Source organism: Polaribacter sp. P097 (assembly GCF_036864555.1).
Lineage (GTDB): Bacteria > Bacteroidota > Bacteroidia > Flavobacteriales > Flavobacteriaceae > Polaribacter.
This window is the reverse complement of the sequence record NZ_JAZETJ010000001.1, coordinates 884,949-903,198: the sequence shown is the minus strand read 5'-3', so window position 1 is coordinate 903,198 and position 18,250 is coordinate 884,949. Positions and strand designations below refer to the sequence as shown.

Genomic DNA, 18,250 nt, shown 5'->3' with positions numbered 1-18,250 from the left:
TCTAAATGAAGTAACTTTTATTCTATTTGAGTTAACAAAACACTAGCAATTAGCGTTACTTTGTTTCAAATTAAAAAATCAATTATGAAAAAACTTTTAACATTGATGTTAACCATACTATTATTTTCTTGTGGTGCATCTAAAAATGTAAGAACTCAGCAGAAGGTTATAAAAGGAAATTGGGTATTAACAGATATAGTTTATAGTAAAACTGGAGACTATAAAGTTGTTCTTTTTAATGATGCAAATAAAGAATGTTTAGAGGGCAGTACTTGGAAATTTGTACCAAACAACAATACTGGTACATACACTATTTCTGACCCAAACTGTATTGAAGGAGAAAGAGAGTTTGTTTTTGTAATTCAAGAAACAGATTTAAACACGGGTTATTATGATTTTCTCTTAAAACCTAAAAACAATGAAAACAATATAGGTTTTCGTTTAGACTTAATGCAATTAACCGAAAACACCATGGTTTGGCAACAAAATATTATGGTAAACGGATCTCCGTTTTTAATTAAAATGAACTTTACAAAACAATAAAACATGAAAAATCTTACAAAAAAAATATATACAGTAGCATTAGCATTATCAGTAGCTTTTACTTTTTCTAGTTGTGAAGCAACTAAAAATGCAAATAATAAACAAAAAGGTGCAGCAATAGGTGCAGCTGGTGGTGCCATTCTTGGAGCCATTATTGGTAACAATGTAGGTAGTGGAAAAAACAGTGAGCTAGGAGCTGTTATTGGTGGTGTTATTGGTGGTGGAGCAGGTGTGCTTATTGGTAAGCGAATGGATGAACAGGCTAAGAAAATTGAAACTGAGGTTCCTGGGGCAAAAGTAGAAAGGGTAGACGATGGTATTGTTGTAACTTTTGATGAGAATAGTGGTGTTTATTTTGATACAAATAAATCTAACATCAATACAAAATCTCAGCAAACCTTAGATAGATTGGCAAAAGTATTTTTAGAATTTCCAGATACTAAGATTTTAGTTGTTGGTCATACAGATAACACAGGTAATGCAGATTATAATTTAACGCTATCAGAAAAAAGAGCGAAATCTGTAACAAATTATTTAATTAGTGATGGTATTGCTAGCCCAAGATTTCAAACACTTTGGTATGGTGAAGCACAGCCAAAATATGATAATTCAACTGCAGAAGGTAGAGCAAAAAATAGACGTGTAAACGTTGCTATTGTACCTAATGAAAAAATGAAAAATGAAGCAATTAAAGATGCTCAAAATTAGTAATAAGATGTTATTTGAATAAAAAAAAAGCCGCATTTAGCGGCTTTTTTTTTATTCAAATAATTTAACAGTTTTGTCTTTATCATCTTCTTTAATTTCTACTAATAATTTTCGAAGTCCAAGTCTATTTACTTTGTAAACTTTAGTACCAACACTCCAATTTTCTTTTCTTGTTGTGCCTGGCATCATAGGAAAACCATAACTAAAACTACTACCATCTTTTTTAGGGCCTACAACCACAAAATTGTTTCTATTCCATGAGTTGTTCTTAATCTTAAATGGTATCCAAGTAACCTTTTTATTTCTATATTTCTTTGTTTTTGCTATAGCTTTTGTAGTATCTCCTTTTAATGATTTTGGGATATTTGCCAATACCAATTTTCCATCATTTTTAACAATAGAGTAAATTTCATTGTTAGCAAAAATTGTAGCTTTTCCTCTTCCCCAAATATTTACTCTAGCGTTTTCTGCAATTAATTCAGAAGCTTGAACTTCACCTAATTCTACACCAATATTTAGTTGGTTTACCTTACCATTAACTACTATTTTACCTACAAGAGCCATCAGATTTAGATACTCACTATTCACATTATTTAAGTATAAGGTTTCATGTGTACCAGTTTCAATTCTCTGCAAAAGAGGTGCCCCAATTTTAATGATGATATTTTTTGAAGGTTGTATCCATTCTAATTGATTTAGGTTTAATTTACCATCAACAATTTCTGTATCAATTTTTTCAAAAAGGTTGCTGTCTGCAGTAATTTGCATGCCATTTTTTAGAGATTGATCTACAGTTATTTTTGCATATAAATTCACTTTTAATTCCTTTAAATTAGGAACGTCAAAAGTTCTAGTTTCAATGTTTTTGTTTCCTTTGATCTGCCCAATTAAAGTTGAGCTGGTAAAAACGAGTAGTATTAGTAATTTTTTCATGATATTATTTTTTAATGATTGTAGCTGTTGTATCGTTAAATTTTGTTTGATAGATTAAAGTTTCGGGTTTGTACTCGAATGTTATTTTTCTGTTGTTTTCATTTTTTAATTCGTAGTCAAATCCGTTTTTGACAAATTTAAAGGTGATACTATTTACAGCTGTTTCTTCTTGAAAATTTACTTCATAAATACCATCATTATTTTCATCGGTTAAAGGATAGCTTTCTCGCCATTGATTTGGTAAAAAACTACCTCTAATCCCTAAGGTTTCTATGCCATCTATTCCATTTGTGTCTACAATAAAAGTTACATTTTTTTGATGTTCTTTTTGAACGCAGCTTGTAAATACACTTAAAAGTAGTAGACTTATTGTTATAATTTTTTTCATAATTTTAATTTATTTATTTAATTTTTTTGCGATTATATAGTCAATTCCAAATCTTCCAGATCCTAAATAAAGGTGATACAATGAGACCCATAAAAAGCCCATTGCTGGCAACATAGACCACATTCCTTGGTTCCATTTTTGCAAGAAAATTGCGACTAACATTGTACATAGGATTAAGAAAGATGCAACTCTAGTTTTATAACCAAGAGCCAGCATTAAACCACCAACTGCTTCAGAGAAAGCACCCATCCAAGCAAAAAATACTGGAGCTAAGGCAAAGATTCCACCATATTCTGCAACATCTTTTGGAAACCATGCTACCACTTCAAAAAAGCCTAAATTTTCTGTATTAGACCAAGGCAAGCCAAATTTGTCTGAGCCAAAGCTTAAGGTTAGTAATAAACCACAAATAATTCTTGGTATGCTAAAAAGTAAATCTGCAAGCCAACTTTTTTGAATAATTGGAGTAATAATAAATTTTGATAAACGAATGAATTGTGCTTTCATAATAGAGTTATTGTTCTGTTTGTATTTGGTTACAAAGTTGAACTTAATCTATCTTTTAAAAGACTTAGAAGGTAAAAGCTGGGCTCATTTACAATTTGAGACGTCTTATTTTGGGCTAGAGCCCTATCAAACTCAATTTAAATTTAATTAAGATTTTAAGGTATTTAAAAATTCGGTAGGCGATCTTTGTGTAATTTTTTTAAACACTCTATTAAAGGTTGCTTTGCTGTTAAAACCACAATCGTAAGCAATACCTAAAAGAGAAAGTTGTTGGTGTTCTCCTGATTTTAATTTTGCTTTAAAGGTATTTACTCTGTATTCGTTAATAAAGTCATTAAAGTTTTTGCCAAAACCAGTATTGATGATTTTACTTAATTCAGCCCTTGTAAGATGTAAGGATTTAGACAAGTCAGAAAGATTTAAATCTGGATTTAAATAAGGCTTTTCTGTATTCATAAAAGTGCTAACCCTTTCTAAATCGGATTCTAAAAACTCACTAGAATTGTTTTTTTGTTGAGGTATGCTTTCTGGATTTGGTGAGAAACTAAAGGATAATTTATTCAGTTTTGTGGTATCTGTAAAATAGCCTTTAACACCCACAAATAGCACAACAAGTGCCATAAAAATGTTTAACCACCATCGTTGTTTATAATTTAATTCAATAATAAGGCTACCTACAATATCTTGTAAAGAACTGTAAAGAAAAAGCAGTGTAAACGCAATTAAAAAACTAAGTATCCAATTTAGTTCTAGTTTATAAGTATTAGAAAAATACTCTCTAATTCTTTTTCTGTAATTGTAAAATAGCTGAAAAGTAAATGCCAAATACAATAGCATTTGTGCAAAACTCACAAAAACCCAAAGAGGAGAAATTATGGGTTCATCTACTGAGAGTTTTAAAATTCCATTTTGAGTATCATCAAAACCTGGTTGTAAGCTATCATAAAAATAAATGGTTAAACGAAAGAGAATTAAAGAGAAAGCTAATACAAAGTGAAGCCAATCCTTTTTACGAAATGTAAAATTAGACGTTGTTATTGCTTTCACATAAAAATAAATTAAAGGCGCAATTGCAACTCCCATTGGTATTAAGAAATAGTTGATTTTTGTATTTCTAAAAACGTTATACCAACCCATAAAACCAACTGTATAGCAGGTTTGCTCGTAACAAATGATAAGTAAAATTAAACCCAGAAATAAATCGGATATATTTTTCTTTTTAAAATATCTCGCCAACAATAATGCAACAAAGACTAATCCTTGAAAAACAAGAATTAACAATGGTGTGCTGTACAGATTAAAATCTGGAAAGGATAAGAAAAATGATGGCATTATATTATCCTAAAACAGTGCTCTTTTTTAATTCTTTTACAAAAGGCTGGCTATACAATCTTTGACCTAATGCTGCATGAATAGCATTTGAAACTGCGCCACCTGCAGGTGGTAAACCAGGTTCTCCTAAACCAGTTGGTTTTTGGTCATTTTCTACAAAATAAACATCTACTTTAGGTGTTTCTTGCATTCTAATAAGTCTGTAAGTATCAAAGTTTTTATGCTCTGGTTTACCGTCTTTAAAAGAGAAATCAGAATACATGGCATGACCAATTCCGTCTAAAACTCCACCTTCAACTTGATTTTTTGCTCCTGTAGGATTTACCAATATTCCACAATCTACAGCAACTGTAACCTTTTCAATAATAGGATAACCATCTTTTAAAGTGATGTCTGCAATTTCTGCAACATGAGTATTATGGCTGTAATAAGCTGCAAAACCTTGGTAAACTCCTTCTTTCGTTTTACCCCAATTTGCTTTTTCTCTTACCAATTTTATAGTGTCTTCCATTCTTTGACCAGAATATTCTATATTTTCATCGGTAGTATTTTTTACATTCTGTAACAAGTCTAAGCGTAATTGAATTGTGTCTACACCAAGTTCATTAGCCAATTCATCAAAAAACGATTGTTCTGCAAAGGCTAAAAAATTAGTGTAAGGTGCTCTCCAAGCACCTGTAGTAATATTGCTTTTGTAACTTTCTGTATCTACTTTATAGTTTGGTATACATCCTGCAGGAAAAAAGTTAGGAATTAAACCATACATATTACCATTTATAGCTGCTTCTTTTAAATGATAACCTGATACTGTACCATCTTTTAAAGAGGCTTTTATTCTGTATTTAATTGCTGGTCTGTATGTACCTGCAGTCATATCATCTTCTCTAGAGAACACAACTTTTATAGGTTGTTTTGCGATGTTGGAAATTTCTGCTGCTTCTAAAGCAAAATCCCCATACAAACGTCTTCCAAAACCACCACCCATTCTTGTCATTTCACAATGAATAGTTTCTACTTTTCTATCTAATAATTGAGCAACTCTATTTACTGTCCATTGTGGAGTTTGAATTGGCCCTACTAAATGTACTTTGTCTGCTGTTACATTTGCATAAAAGTTCATTGGTTCTAAACAATTATGAGGTAAAAAAGGTGAATGATACGTTCTCTCAATAACCTTATCTGCATTTTTGAAAGCCTTATTAATATTACCATCTTCTCTTCTGGTATTAAATTTTTTACCATCTAAAATTTTGGTCAAAATCTCATCGTGATTTTTTGTGCTTTCTGGTTTTTCAGATTTCCAATTCGCAGATAATGCTTTTTTACCTTTCATTGCAGCCCAGGTAGAATTGGCTAAAACAGCCACTTTATTACCAAATTTTATAACATCAACTACACCATTCACGGCTTTAGCTTTTGAATCGTCAAAATCTACTAATTGTTGTCCAAAAGCAGGTGGTCTTAAAACAGAAGCAATCATCATATTGTCTGCTTTATAATCTAAACCAAATAATGGTTTACCTGTAATAATTTTATCTATATCTACGTTTACAGCATCTTTACCTATAATAGTAAAATCTTTTTGGTCTTTAAGTTTTACATCTTCAGGTACTTCTAATAAAGCAGCTTCTTTTACTACATCTCCATAATTAAATTCATCGCCATTTGCATTGGTAATAATTCCTTTTGAGGTTGATAATGTAGTTACATCTACATTCCATTTTGTTGCTGCAGCATTTAATAACATTTGTCTAGCAGTTGCTCCTGTTTGTCTAAGAGCATCCCAACCTTGACGAATTGACTGACTTCCTCCTGCAACTTGTCTTGTAAAATTTTTGGTATCTAGAGCACCTTGTGCTACAGTAACTTTGCTCCAATCTGCATCTAATTCTTCTGCAATTATCATTGGCATTGCAGTTTTTACACCTTGACCAATTTCTGGGTTAGGAGAAAAAATGGTTACATAACCTTCATCAGAAATTCTTATAAAGGCGTTAAAATCATTAAAATTAAGGCTAGCAACATCAACAGGCATGGTAGCTTCTGGCTTGCAGGCTGTTAAAAAATTGAATCCTATTAGTAAACCACCACTAGCCAAAGCAGAGGTTTTTAAAAAATTTCTTCGACTAAAATTATTTTTGTTTTGTAGTTTCATGTTGTTCTAATTTTAGTGATTACATTTTACCTGCAGCTACCTTTACTGCTTTTTCAATTCTATTGTAAGAAGCACATCTACAGATATTACCATGCATTGCTTCTCTTATTTCTTCTTCTGATGGATTACTGTTTTCGTTTAAAAAGGCAGATGCTGTCATGATTTGTCCTGCTTGACAGTACCCACATTGTGGTACATCAATTTCTTTCCAAGCTTCTTGCACAGGGTGTTTACCATCTTCAGACAAGCCTTCTATAGTAGTAATTTTTACATCATCTAAAAGCGAAACTTGCATTTGACAACTTCTTACGGCTGTTCCATCTAAATGAACAGTACAAGCACCACATTGTGCAATTCCACAACCAAATTTTGTACCCACTAAATTAAGTTCGTCTCTTAAAATCCATAAAAGAGGAGTGTCTTCATCTGCAGTAACAGATCTATTTTTTCCATTAATATTTAATGTATAGTTTGGCATAGGAAGTATTTTTAGAATTTGATTTGTAAGTTACAAAAAATTCTAATTGAAAATAATGAGCAGAATAATTTAACAATTCTATAATTTATTACTCTGATTTATAGAAATCAAAACCTAAGGTTGGTTTGGCATTGTTATCAAAAAGAGTGGCATTATCCCAATGAGAACCTTGGCCCCATCTTGTAGCACAGTTATTAGAAAGCCAAGCAGGCTCCCAATAAACAAGGCCTGAGCCACCTGCAGTTTTTATGGCTTGTTTTAAATCTAAAAGATATTTTAACTGACCAGCTTGAGTAGCTTCATAACCCGTAATTAGGGCATCTGTACCTAAGATATTATTTGCACTATCTGCATTTAGAAGGCTAAATGGATAAGCGGTTTCTACAATCATTAATTTTTTACTGTAAGTATCTATTAAGTTTTTTAAAACTGGAGCTACATTTTGAATGGTATACTGAGACCAATTTGGGTAATAAGAAAGCCCAATCCAATCAAAATCTGTAACACCATTTTCTTTAGCTTCTTTAAACCACCAAAGACCATTTTCTGGTTGAGCGATGTGAAGCATTACTTCTATGTTTTTATTCTTCTCTTTAGATAAATCCCTAACTGCTTTAATGCCTTTATTTAGTAAAAATGAATTCCTAGGCCAATCCATAGGATTTGCATTGTTGTCTTTTTGTAAAATCATTAAATTGATTTCATTACCAACTTGTACCATTTCTGGTAGCAAATTTTTATCAGATAGTTTTTCTAAAACATTATAGGTGTAATTGTAAATAGAATCTCCTAACACTGGTAAATTATCTATTACTGGTAACCAAGCTTTAGGTATTTTTTGTTTTTCTGGATCTACCCAATCATCAGAATAATGAAAATCTAAGAGTACTTTGGTATTTGTGTTTTTTGCTCTTTGAATGGTTTTTTCTACGTCTTCATAGTTAGAATAATTGGTCCAAGTTGGATTGTGCCATAAACGAACCCGAACTAAATCGCTTCCACCCTCTGCAAAAATTTTAAAAACATCTTCAGTTTTACCTTCCTTGTTTTTGTAGAATACTCCACAATTTTCCATCTCATTTACATAAGACAAATCTGCACCTAGATAAAACTCCTCTGAATTTACATCAACTATAGAACTGCTTGAGTCAGTTTCTTCTTTTTCTGATGAGCATGAGAAAAGTGCAAATATTGATAGGATGAAAAATGAAAATTTTAGTTTTTTTAGTACAACCACTAGCATTAATTTCTTTTATAATTTCTAAGTGAAGTTAGTAAAAGTTTACAGCTCTAAAAAATTAAAGCCTGAGTTTTATACTCAGGCTTTCTAAAACTATTTGTTTCCAAGCATTAGCAACTCATTACAGACTATTTCTGTAATGTATCTTTTTTCTCCTTCTTTAGTTTCATAATTTCTGCTTGTAAGTTTACCTTCAATGGCAACTTCGCTGCCTTTTTGCAGGTATCTTTCTATAATATCTGCTGTTTTATTCCAAGCCACAATATTGTGCCATTGCGTGTCTGTAACTTTATCGCCATTATTATTTTTATAACTCTCGTTTGTAGCAATAGAGAATTTTGCTAATTTTTTACCACTATCTAAAGTGATGATTTCTGGGTTGTTTCCTAAATTTCCAATTAGTTGTACTTTGTTTCTTAACGTACTCATAAGATAAGTTTTTAAATTAATTTATTTGTTTTGCCATTATTGTTAGACACTGCAAAGATGCAATTCAAGGAAAGTTATAATCGGTTATAAAGCGCTTACTTTCGGTTGTAAATATTTGTAGTCGTTTGTAAACGAATAAATAGTTGTACTTTTGTAGCATGGAAAATAGAACTTGTTTGGAGTGTGGAGAACCTGTTAAAGGCAGAGTAGATAAGAAATTTTGCTCTGATTACTGTAGAAATTCTTACAATAATAAAGTAAATAAAGACAGTAAAAACCTTATTAGAAATATTAATAATAGACTCAGAAAAAATTATAAAATTTTATCTGATTTAAACGTTTCAGGTAAAACCAAAGTAACTCGAACCAAATTATATGACAAGGGTTTCGATTTTCAATTTTTTACATCAATCTATAAAACAAAAACAGGTAATACCTATTTTTATGTGTATGATGAAGGTTATTTAGCGCTAGAAAACGAAGTGTTTTTATTAATTAAAAGAGAAGCGTAAAACTTATTTCCAAGTATTGCCTTTTACTTTTATAGCCGCTTTTAAAACATCTTTTTGACTTAATTGCCCTATTAACTTTCCATTATCACATACAGGAAATCTTCTTCTGTGAGAACTTATAAATTTAAAAGCCGCATCAAAAATATTCATGTCTTTATCTATGGTATCTACATCTGTAACCATGTATTTACCAACTGTGTTATTAGTATCAGAAGGCATGTTGTAGTATTTGCTTTCAGAAATATGTTTGATACAGTCCGTTTCAGAAATAATGCCTATTAGTTGATTGTTATCGTTTACAACTGGACCTCCAGAAATTTTGTTTTTTATCAATAATGCAATAACATGATCTAAAGAATCTTCTGCTTTAAATGTTATTAATTTTGTAGTCATGTAATCTGAAACTAAAATTTGTTCTTCACTCTTTGAGTGAGACTCGTCTCTTTTACCTTGAAAGCTCTTAATTCCCATTTTAGTTAGTTTTTAGTTTCTTCTAAAATTACAGATTTTTCTGTTTTATCCAACATTTAACAAAAGTTTTTTTTATTTCATACATTTATAAAAACTTAACAATCAAATGAAAAAGACTTCATCCCTAATATCTTTCTTACTAATTCTTGGTATAGTTTATTGGGGTTTTTACGATTTAAAACCTACTTCATCTACAGAAAAAGCCTTGGAGAAAAAAGGTTTTTACATGAGTAAAGCTTTAAATCATTTACGGAAAATTAGCACAAAAACGCATTTTGTAGGCTCTAAAAATCATAAGGAAGTACAGAATTATATTGTTGATGAATTAACTAAGTTAGGTTTAGAAGTCAGTATTCAAACACAAACTGCAATAAACAAAAAATGGGTTGCTGGCACAACTACAGAGAATATTTTAGCGCGAATTAAAGGTTCTAAAAAAGGCAAGGCATTGCTACTTTTAACTCATTACGATTCTAACCCACATTCAGCTTTAGGAGCAAGTGATGCAGGTTCTGGAGTTGTTACAATTTTAGAAGGAGTTAGAGCTTTTTTGGCCAATGGAGAAACACCCAAAAATGATATTATAATTTTAATTTCTGATGCTGAAGAAATAGGTTTGTTAGGTGCACAAGCTTTTGTAGATGCTCATGACTGGGCTAAAGACGTAGGCTTGGTATTAAATTTTGAGGCTAGAGGTAGTGGAGGTCCAAGCTACATGTTAATGGAAACCAATAGAAAAAACAGTAAGCTTTTAAATGCTTTTTTAGAAGCAGAACCTAACTTTCCTTCTGCAAATTCTTTAATGTATAGCATTTATAAAAAATTACCTAACGATACAGATTTAACCGTTTTTAGAGAAGATGGCGATATTAATGGTTTCAATTTTGCTTTTATAGATGATCATTTTGATTATCATACAGCACAAGATTCTTACGAACGTTTAGACAGAGAAACGTTAATGCATCAAGCAGATTATTTAATGACCTTGTTAAATTATTTTGCTTTTTCAGACATCGAAAATTTAGACTCGGAGGAAGATTCAGTATATGTAAATTTTCCATTTATAAAAATGCTAACCTTTCCTTTTGCTTGGGTAACTGCTTTGCTAGTTGGTGCTATTTTAGTATTTCTAGTTTTACTGTTTTTTGGCTTCTCTTTAAACAGGATAAAAGGAAAAGAAGTGTTGCTGGGCTTTGTTCCGTTTTTGGCTTCTTTACTTTTATGTGGTTTACTTTCTTATTTTGGTTGGGAGTTGTTGAAAGTAATTCATCCACAGTATAATGATATGTTGCATGGTTTTACCTATAATGGTCATGCTTATATTGCAGCATTTACATGCCTAAACTTATTTATTACATTTAAAATTTATAGTTATTTTTCAAAACTTGAAAAGCCAACAAGTTTAATAATTGCACCTATTTTTATATGGTTAATTATTTGTACAATTATCACCTTTACTTTAAAAGGAGCAGGGTTTTTTATTATTCCTGTTTTTATAGGTTTAGTGATATTGGCTTTGGCAATATTTACAAATTTGAATTCTAATTTTAGGTATGTTCTATTTACCATTTTATCTATACCAACAATTTATATTTTTGCGCCTTTTGTAAAAATGTTCCCTGTTGGTTTAGGGTTAAAAATGTTAGTAATTAGTGCCGTTTTTGTTGTACTAATTTTTGGTTTACTTGTGTTGTCATTCAACCATAAAAGAACAGGAATTATCATAAAATTAAGTGGTTTATTTTGTGTGCTATTTTTTGCGTATGCTACTTATAATAGTGGCTTTTCAGTAGACAATAAAAAGCCAAATAGTATTGTGTACATTCAAAATTCTAATGATTCTACAGCATATTATGGTACTTATAATAAAACTTTAGATGCCTACACTTCTCAAATTTTTGATGAAAATTCTGTTAAAGGTAGTATTGAAAGTGCAGAAACAAAAAGTAAATACAATTCACGTTTTACGTATCATAAAAAAACCGACTTTAAAAATATAGCTTCTGCAAATATTACGATTACTACAGATACAATAATGGGTAAAAAGCGTTTTTTAGAAGTAATTGTTTCACCTGAAAGAAATGTAAATAAATTAGAATTTATTACTAAAGATAAAGTAACCTTACACCAGTTTAAAGTAAATGACGCTTTGGTTTTAAAAGGCAAAAATTATACTGTTAATTACGGTACATTTTTAATTTATCATATGGCAAATTCTGATGAAGGTGTTACTTTAACTTTTACTGTAGATAAAAATGAAAAGCTAGATTTTATTCTAAATGAAATTTCTTATGATTTATTAACTAATGATAATTTTAAGATTATACCTAGAACAGATGAAATGATGCCTATGCCATTTGTTACAAATGATGCAATTATTATAACAAAAAAGCTGAAAATATAATTCTATATTTTCAGCCTTTTTCAATAATTTATATTTAAATACTATTTTAAAATAGCTTCTATACCTGGTAAAGATTTACCTTCTAACATTTCTAACATTGCTCCACCACCTGTAGAAACATAGCTTACTTTATCTGCAAAGCCAAATTGTTTTACTGCAGCAACAGAATCACCTCCACCAACTAAAGAAAATGCGCCGTTTTTTGTAGCATTATCAATTGAGTTTCCAAGAGCAATGGTTCCTTTTGCAAAAGATTCCATTTCAAAAACACCTAAAGGCCCATTCCATAAAATGGTTTTACACTTGTTTACAACTGCATCAAAATTTTCTAATGATTTAGGTCCAGCATCTAAACCTTGCCAACCATCAGGAATAACAGTTACATCTATAACTTGTGTATTTGCATCGTTGCTAAAAGCATCTGCAGCAATTACATCTACAGGTATATGCACTTCAACACCTTTTTCTTTAGCTTGTTTTAAAATATCTAAAGCCAACTCCATTTTATCATCTTCACAAATAGAATCTCCAACAGAACCACCTTGCGCTTTTATAAAAGTAAAAGTCATTCCACCACCAATAATTAAATGATCTACTTTGTCTAGAATATTTTCAATCACAGTAATTTTAGAAGATACTTTTGCACCACCTAAAATGGCTAAAACTGGTTTTTCTGAATTGTTTAAAACCTTATCTATACTTTCAATTTCTCTAGCTAATAAGTTTCCAAAACACTTATTTTCTTCAAAAAACTGTGCAATTATTGTAGTAGATGCATGCGCTCTATGAGCTGTACCAAAGGCATCATTTACATAAATGTCTCCAAATTTAGATAACTTTTCTGCAAAGGCTACATCACCATTTTTTTCTTCTTCATAAAAACGTAAATTTTCTAAAAGTAAAATCTCACCAGCATCTAAATTAGCAACAGCTTCTTCTACTTTAGGTCCTATACAATCATCTACAAATTTTACATTACACCCAATTACATCTACAACAGATTTTACTACATGCTTTAGTGAAAACTCTTCTTGCTTACCTTTTGGACGCCCTAAATGCGACATTAAAACACAACTACCTCCATCTTCTAACACCTTAATAATTGTAGATTTTGCAGCCTGAATTCTAGTATTGTCAGTTACTTCAAAATTATCATTTAAAGGCACATTAAAGTCTACTCTAATAATGGCTCTTTTTTTATCGAAATTAAAATCGTTTAAGGTTTTCATGTTTTTTGTGTATCGCTTTTCAACAAAAATACTTTATTATTTAGGTTTACCGAAATTGAAATCTTAAAAATTAAGATATCGTTTTCGCACTTAAACCATTCTTTTAAAACTTAATAAAAGGATTGCTTTTTCTGTTTTTAAATCCATGGTAAGCAGCTAAAACAAACAGTATACCTGCAGCTATAAAGGCATTATTAGCAACAGTTGTGTAATTATCATAATTTGCTACACCAATGGCAATTAAGGCCCAAGTGCCTACAAAAGCAAACTCTCTCATATTTCTTTTAAATATAATAATGATGTTAATAATTGTTGCAATTGCAATCATTATTATAGTCCAAACTTCTGCAGATAATCCAAAGCCATTCCAGTTTATTTTTACCAAATAAGAAGAAACATTGGCAATACTTGCAACTGTTACCCAGCCACTATAGATTACAAATGGCCACCATAAAAATACAATGGTAGATTTTGAGGCATCAAAAAGCTCCATATTATTATTTACTACTATTTTTAAAAGTGATATCAGCAAAACAAAAATGCAAATGCATGATAGACCTGTGTAACCGTAAATCCAGCAGAAAACCCAGGCACTATTTGCAATGCAAGAAATGATAAACCAAAAACCTATTTTTAGTATAAAATCATCGTTTTTAACTTTAACAAACAAACTTCTGCCTTGATAAATAGCAAACCCAAGCAATAATAAATAAATGATACCCCAAATTGAAAATGCATAGCCTGCAGGTGTAAATAAAGATTTTATATTATCTGAAACTCCACCAATTGTTTTGCCATCCATAGCACCTGTATTTGATAAGTAGTTGATAAAAATCACAGATGCAAAGGCAATACCATTTAAAATTTGTAATAATTTCTTCATTATTTATGTTTGATAAGTTCAGTGATTAAAATTACAAAATCTAAATTTAAAATTTTCTAAAGTTCTATATTTGCTATATGCTTTTCAACCAAATTATAGGTCAAGAACATATTAAAAATCACCTTAAAAAGTCTGCAGAAAATGGCAGAATACCTCATGCTCAATTATTTGTTGGTAAAGAAGGTTCAGGTACTTTGCCAATGGCAATTGCTTATGCTCAGTATTTGTTGTGTAATTTTTCTAGTGATGCAGATGCTTGTAATTTAAAGTGTAATAAACTACAACATCCAGATTTACATTTTGCTTTTCCTGTAACTACTAACGATGTTGTAAAAAAGCACCCAGTTAGTAATCTGTTTTTAGAAGATTGGAGAGATTTTGTCGAAAATCAACCTTATGGAAGTTTATTCAATTGGTTGCAACACATAGGTGTAGAAAATAAGCAAGGCCTAATTAATGTTGATGAGGCAGAAGATGTTGTAAAGAAATTAAAACTTAAAAGTTTTGAAGGTGGTTTTAAAGTGATGATAATTTGGATGGCAGAAAAAATGAATATTGCAGCTGCTAATAAATTATTAAAGTTGATAGAGGAACCACCAGAAAAAACGGTGTTTATTTTAATTACAGAAAACGAAGAGCAAATTATAAACACGATTAAATCGCGTTGTCAAGCGCTACATTTTCCTGTTTTGGCAGAACAAGACATTACAAATGCTTTAATTGTAAATCATCAGGTAGAAGACAAAAAAGCTGCAAATATCGCGCATCAAGCAGAAGGTAACTTTAATAAAGCTTTACATTTATTACATAATGATTCTTCTGATTTAGTTTTTGAAGAGTGGTTTATTGCTTGGATAAGAACTGCCTTTAAAGCCAAAGGAAACGCTACAGTTGTTCAGCAATTAATTGCATGGTCTGATACGATTGCAAAAACAGGTAGAGAAACACAAAAGCGATTTTTAGAATATTGCTTACAGTTTTTTAGACAAGCATTGTTAATGAACTATAAGTCTGATCAGTTGGTTTTTATGGAAACAAAAACCAATTTTCAGTTGTCTAAATTTGCACCTTTTGTGCATTCAGGAAACATCTTAGAAATTGAGAAAGAAATTAGCGAAGCTATTTATCATATAGAAAGAAATGGTAATGCAAAAATTATCTTGTTAGATCTTTCTATGAAATTAACACGATTCTTACACAAGAAAGAAGAGAAGGTTTAAAAATTATTTTTTCCAAGTACCTCCATAAACGTAAAGAGGATTATCTTTTTTTACATTTAACAAACACTGTTCACAGGTAAAAACCCATTTTTTAGGCTGCTTATATTGTATTCTATACATGGTAGAAAAATCTTTTTTACAGATTTCGCAATATTTAATTCTAGATTTAGCCACTAGAAATAAAGGTTAAGACAAGTTTGTTAAACGAGCTACATATTTACCAATTACATCAAATTCTAAGTTTACAGTATCACCAATTTGCAACGTTTTAAAGGTTGTATTTTCCCAAGTATAAGGAATTATGGCTACAGAAAAACTAGAATTGGTTGAGTTAACTACAGTTAAACTAACACCATTTATAGTTATAGAACCTTTTTCAATGGTAACATTATTTTTATTAGAGTTGTATTCAAAAGTATACACTGTACTTCCATTTTCATCTTTAATGTTTTTACAAACGCCAGTTTCATCTACATGACCTTGTACTATATGTCCATCTAACCTATCACCCAATTTCATAGCGCGTTCAAGATTTACAATGTCTGTAGGTTTAAGGTTGCCAATATTGGTTTTATCTAAGGTTTCTTTAATGGCTGTTACAGTATACTCGTCATTTTTAATACCAACCACAGTTAAGCAAACACCATTATGAGCTACACTTTGGTCTATTTTTAATTCATTAGTTATAGAACTTTCTATGGTTAAATGAACATTTTCTTGTTCTTTAACTACATTTTTTACGGTACCAAGTGTTTCAATTATTCCTGTAAACATATCATTAAAAATTAGTTACTTTTGTAGTAACAAAAATAAGCATATTACAAGGTTTACTATGGATAAAACTGATAAAATAATTGTTGGTATTTCAATTGGAGATTTAAATGGAATTGGTGTTGAGGTAATTTTGAAAACTTTCGAAGACAAACGAATGCTAGATTTTTGTACCCCTGTACTTTTTGGAGCTACAAAGGCCCTTTCTTATCATAAGAAAGCATTAGGTTTAGAAACTCCTGTTCATGGAATTACATCAATAAACCAAATAAACAACAACAAGATAAATGTTTTAAATATTTGGAAAGAGGAGGTTAAACTAGAATTAGGGAATGCTACTAAAGAATCTGGTAATTATGCCTTTAAATCTTTAGAAGCTGCAGTAGATCATCTCAAAGAAAATAAGATAGATGTTCTTGTAACTGCACCAATTAATAAAGAGAATATTCAGTCAGAATTTTTTAAGACACCTGGTCATACAGAATATTTAGAAGAAAAATTAGATGGGAATAGCCTAATGATTTTAATGACGGATGAATTAAGAATTGGTTTAATTACGGGTCATATTCCTATATCTAAAGTTGCAGAAACAATTACTCCAGAATTAATTAAGAGTAAAGTATCAACCATGCATAACTCCTTACGCAAAGATTTTGGCATCAATAAACCTAAAATTGCGGTTTTATCTTTAAATCCACATTGTGGTGATAATGGAATTATAGGTGAAGAAGATGATGCAATAATAAAACCAACTGTAGCAGAAATTGCAGCATCTGGTATGCTAGTGTTTGGACCCTATGCAGCAGATGGTTTCTTTGGTTCAGAAACCTATAAGCAGTTTGATGGTGTCTTGGCTACTTATCACGATCAAGGTTTAGCACCATTCAAAGCGTTGTCTTTTGGTAAGGGTGTAAACTTTACAGCAGGCTTAAGTCATGTAAGAACTTCTCCAGACCATGGCACAGGTTATGACATTGCAGGTAAAAACCAAGCCAACCCATCTTCTTTTAAAGAAGCATTATTTACTGCAATTCAAGTATATAGATCTAGAGAGGAGTATAAAGAATTAACGCAAAACCCTTTAAAAGTAAGGTAATTTTAAAGTATTTTAATTTTTTAATAAAAATATGGCAGAAATACATTTTTTTGTATCTTTGCACGCTCAATTGATGTTTGACAATGAAAGACTTAAAACAATTCAACATACAGTTTGTAGGATTAAAAGAAGGAAAACATGAGTTCAATTATTCTATTGATAATAAGTTCTTTGAAGCTTTTAATTTTGATGATTTTGAAAGTGCATCTATAAAAGTTTCATTATATTTTGTAAAAAAAAGCACGTTATTCGAGCTTACATTTATAGCAGAAGGTACAGTAGAAGTGCCTTGTGATGTTACAAATGAGTTGTATGACCAAGAAATTGATTCAGAATTACCTTTAGTTGTAAAGTTTGGTCCTGAATATAATGATGATAATGAGGAGATTTTAATTTTACCTCATGAAGCATATGAGTTTAATGTTGCACAATTTATTTATGAAATGATTGTTTTAGCGGTTCCTAATAAAAGAGTACATCCAAAAGTATTAGATGGCACAATGGAATCTGAAGCGTTAAACAAATTAAAAGAACTAGAAATAAAAGAAGAAAAAACTGTAGAAACTACAGACCCAAGATGGGATAAATTAAAGAATTTAATAACAGAAAAAAAGACATAAAATGGCACATCCTAAAAGAAAAATATCTAAAACTAGAAGAGATAAGAGGAGAACACATTATAAAGCATCTGCTCAACAAATAGCTACAGATCCAACAACTGGAGAAGCACATTTATATCATAGAGCTCATTGGCATGAAGGTAAATTATATTACAGAGGCCAAGTTGTTTTAGAATCTGCATCTGCAGAGGCTTAAGAACAAGCTTATCAAAATATCAAAAAACCCTCAATTTTGAGGGTTTTTTTTCGTTATTTATCTAAAAACTGTCTATTTTGATGTTTTTTAGGTAAAACAGTGTTATAATTTTCATTACTTTTGACTATTCTAAAT

20 protein-coding genes are annotated in these 18,250 nt (G+C 30.6%); 8 read left to right on the top strand and 12 right to left on the bottom strand.

What is annotated here, in order from left to right; all coding sequences use genetic code 11:
- Positions 1-84 precede the first annotated feature (84 nt).
- A complete protein-coding gene (locus tag V7R38_RS04230) occupies positions 85-543 on the top strand; it encodes a lipocalin family protein (RefSeq protein ID WP_334056176.1) in 459 nt (152 codons plus the stop codon).
- Between the two features lie 3 nt (positions 544-546).
- Positions 547-1,251: an OmpA family protein gene (locus tag V7R38_RS04225; protein ID WP_015481571.1), complete on the top strand. Its 705-nt coding sequence runs from the start codon at positions 547-549 to the stop codon at positions 1,249-1,251.
- A gap of 51 nt (positions 1,252-1,302) precedes the next feature.
- Here the strand turns inward: V7R38_RS04225 and V7R38_RS04220 are convergent, their stop codons facing one another.
- From V7R38_RS04220 to V7R38_RS04185, 8 genes are all read right to left on the bottom strand, one after another.
- Positions 1,303-2,184 carry a head GIN domain-containing protein gene (locus tag V7R38_RS04220; protein ID WP_334056175.1) on the bottom strand — a complete coding sequence of 294 codons (882 nt, stop codon included), beginning with the start codon at positions 2,182-2,184 and terminating at the stop codon, positions 1,303-1,305.
- A gap of 4 nt (positions 2,185-2,188) precedes the next feature.
- Positions 2,189-2,572 (bottom strand): hypothetical protein, encoded by a 384-nt coding sequence (locus V7R38_RS04215; RefSeq protein WP_334056174.1) that lies wholly within the window; start codon positions 2,570-2,572, stop codon positions 2,189-2,191.
- Between the two features lie 9 nt (positions 2,573-2,581).
- The gene (locus V7R38_RS04210; protein WP_334056173.1) at positions 2,582-3,079 is read right to left on the bottom strand and encodes a DoxX family protein; all 498 of its coding nucleotides are present in this window, start codon (positions 3,077-3,079) and stop codon (positions 2,582-2,584) included.
- Between the two features lie 147 nt (positions 3,080-3,226).
- Positions 3,227-4,411: a helix-turn-helix domain-containing protein gene (locus V7R38_RS04205; protein WP_334056172.1), complete on the bottom strand. Its 1,185-nt coding sequence runs from the start codon at positions 4,409-4,411 to the stop codon at positions 3,227-3,229.
- 4 nt (positions 4,412-4,415) lie between these two features.
- Positions 4,416-6,566 carry a xanthine dehydrogenase family protein molybdopterin-binding subunit gene (locus tag V7R38_RS04200; protein WP_334056171.1) on the bottom strand — a complete coding sequence of 717 codons (2,151 nt, stop codon included), beginning with the start codon at positions 6,564-6,566 and terminating at the stop codon, positions 4,416-4,418.
- A gap of 19 nt (positions 6,567-6,585) precedes the next feature.
- On the bottom strand, positions 6,586-7,044 hold the full coding sequence (locus tag V7R38_RS04195) for a (2Fe-2S)-binding protein (protein ID WP_334056170.1): 459 nt from the start codon (positions 7,042-7,044) through the stop codon (positions 6,586-6,588).
- 88 nt (positions 7,045-7,132) lie between these two features.
- On the bottom strand, positions 7,133-8,287 hold the full coding sequence (locus tag V7R38_RS04190) for a glycoside hydrolase family 53 protein (protein WP_334056169.1): 1,155 nt from the start codon (positions 8,285-8,287) through the stop codon (positions 7,133-7,135).
- A gap of 90 nt (positions 8,288-8,377) precedes the next feature.
- Positions 8,378-8,713, bottom strand: a complete 336-nt coding sequence (locus V7R38_RS04185) for a single-stranded DNA-binding protein (protein WP_015481579.1) — start codon at positions 8,711-8,713, stop codon at positions 8,378-8,380.
- Between the two features lie 158 nt (positions 8,714-8,871).
- Here V7R38_RS04185 and V7R38_RS04180 point away from each other — a divergent pair, with 158 nt between their 5' ends.
- Positions 8,872-9,225, top strand: coding sequence for a hypothetical protein (locus V7R38_RS04180; protein ID WP_015481580.1), 354 nt, complete (start codon positions 8,872-8,874; stop codon positions 9,223-9,225).
- Between the two features lie 3 nt (positions 9,226-9,228).
- Here the strand turns inward: V7R38_RS04180 and V7R38_RS04175 are convergent, their stop codons facing one another.
- Positions 9,229-9,696, bottom strand: coding sequence for a CBS domain-containing protein (locus V7R38_RS04175; protein ID WP_015481581.1), 468 nt, complete (start codon positions 9,694-9,696; stop codon positions 9,229-9,231).
- A 106-nt stretch (positions 9,697-9,802) separates the two neighbouring features.
- On the opposite strand from V7R38_RS04175, the gene V7R38_RS04170 reads away from it, so the two are divergent.
- Entirely contained in the window at positions 9,803-12,100 is a 2,298-nt protein-coding gene (locus V7R38_RS04170) for a M20/M25/M40 family metallo-hydrolase (RefSeq protein WP_334056168.1), read from the top strand.
- Between the two features lie 41 nt (positions 12,101-12,141).
- Here the strand turns inward: V7R38_RS04170 and V7R38_RS04165 are convergent, their stop codons facing one another.
- Positions 12,142-13,329, bottom strand: a complete 1,188-nt coding sequence (locus V7R38_RS04165; RefSeq protein ID WP_334056167.1) for a phosphoglycerate kinase — start codon at positions 13,327-13,329, stop codon at positions 12,142-12,144.
- A 103-nt stretch (positions 13,330-13,432) separates the two neighbouring features.
- Positions 13,433-14,212, bottom strand: coding sequence for a tryptophan-rich sensory protein (locus V7R38_RS04160; protein ID WP_334056166.1), 780 nt, complete (start codon positions 14,210-14,212; stop codon positions 13,433-13,435).
- A 77-nt stretch (positions 14,213-14,289) separates the two neighbouring features.
- On the opposite strand from V7R38_RS04160, the gene V7R38_RS04155 reads away from it, so the two are divergent.
- Positions 14,290-15,432: a DNA polymerase III subunit gene (locus tag V7R38_RS04155; RefSeq protein ID WP_334056165.1), complete on the top strand. Its 1,143-nt coding sequence runs from the start codon at positions 14,290-14,292 to the stop codon at positions 15,430-15,432.
- Between the two features lie 186 nt (positions 15,433-15,618).
- On the opposite strand, the gene V7R38_RS04150 is transcribed toward V7R38_RS04155, so the two are convergent.
- The gene (locus V7R38_RS04150) at positions 15,619-16,206 is read right to left on the bottom strand and encodes a riboflavin synthase (protein WP_334056164.1); all 588 of its coding nucleotides are present in this window, start codon (positions 16,204-16,206) and stop codon (positions 15,619-15,621) included.
- Between the two features lie 58 nt (positions 16,207-16,264).
- On the opposite strand from V7R38_RS04150, the gene pdxA reads away from it, so the two are divergent.
- From pdxA to rpmF, 3 genes are all read left to right on the top strand, one after another.
- Positions 16,265-17,299: a 4-hydroxythreonine-4-phosphate dehydrogenase PdxA gene (pdxA, locus tag V7R38_RS04145; RefSeq protein ID WP_334056163.1), complete on the top strand. Its 1,035-nt coding sequence runs from the start codon at positions 16,265-16,267 to the stop codon at positions 17,297-17,299.
- 83 nt (positions 17,300-17,382) lie between these two features.
- Complete coding sequence (locus V7R38_RS04140) at positions 17,383-17,919, top strand: YceD family protein (RefSeq protein ID WP_015481589.1); 537 nt, start codon at positions 17,383-17,385, stop codon at positions 17,917-17,919.
- Between the two features lies 1 nt (position 17,920).
- Positions 17,921-18,115 (top strand): 50S ribosomal protein L32, encoded by a 195-nt coding sequence (gene rpmF, locus V7R38_RS04135; RefSeq protein ID WP_015481590.1) that lies wholly within the window; start codon positions 17,921-17,923, stop codon positions 18,113-18,115.
- Positions 18,116-18,250: the final 135 nt, after the last annotated feature.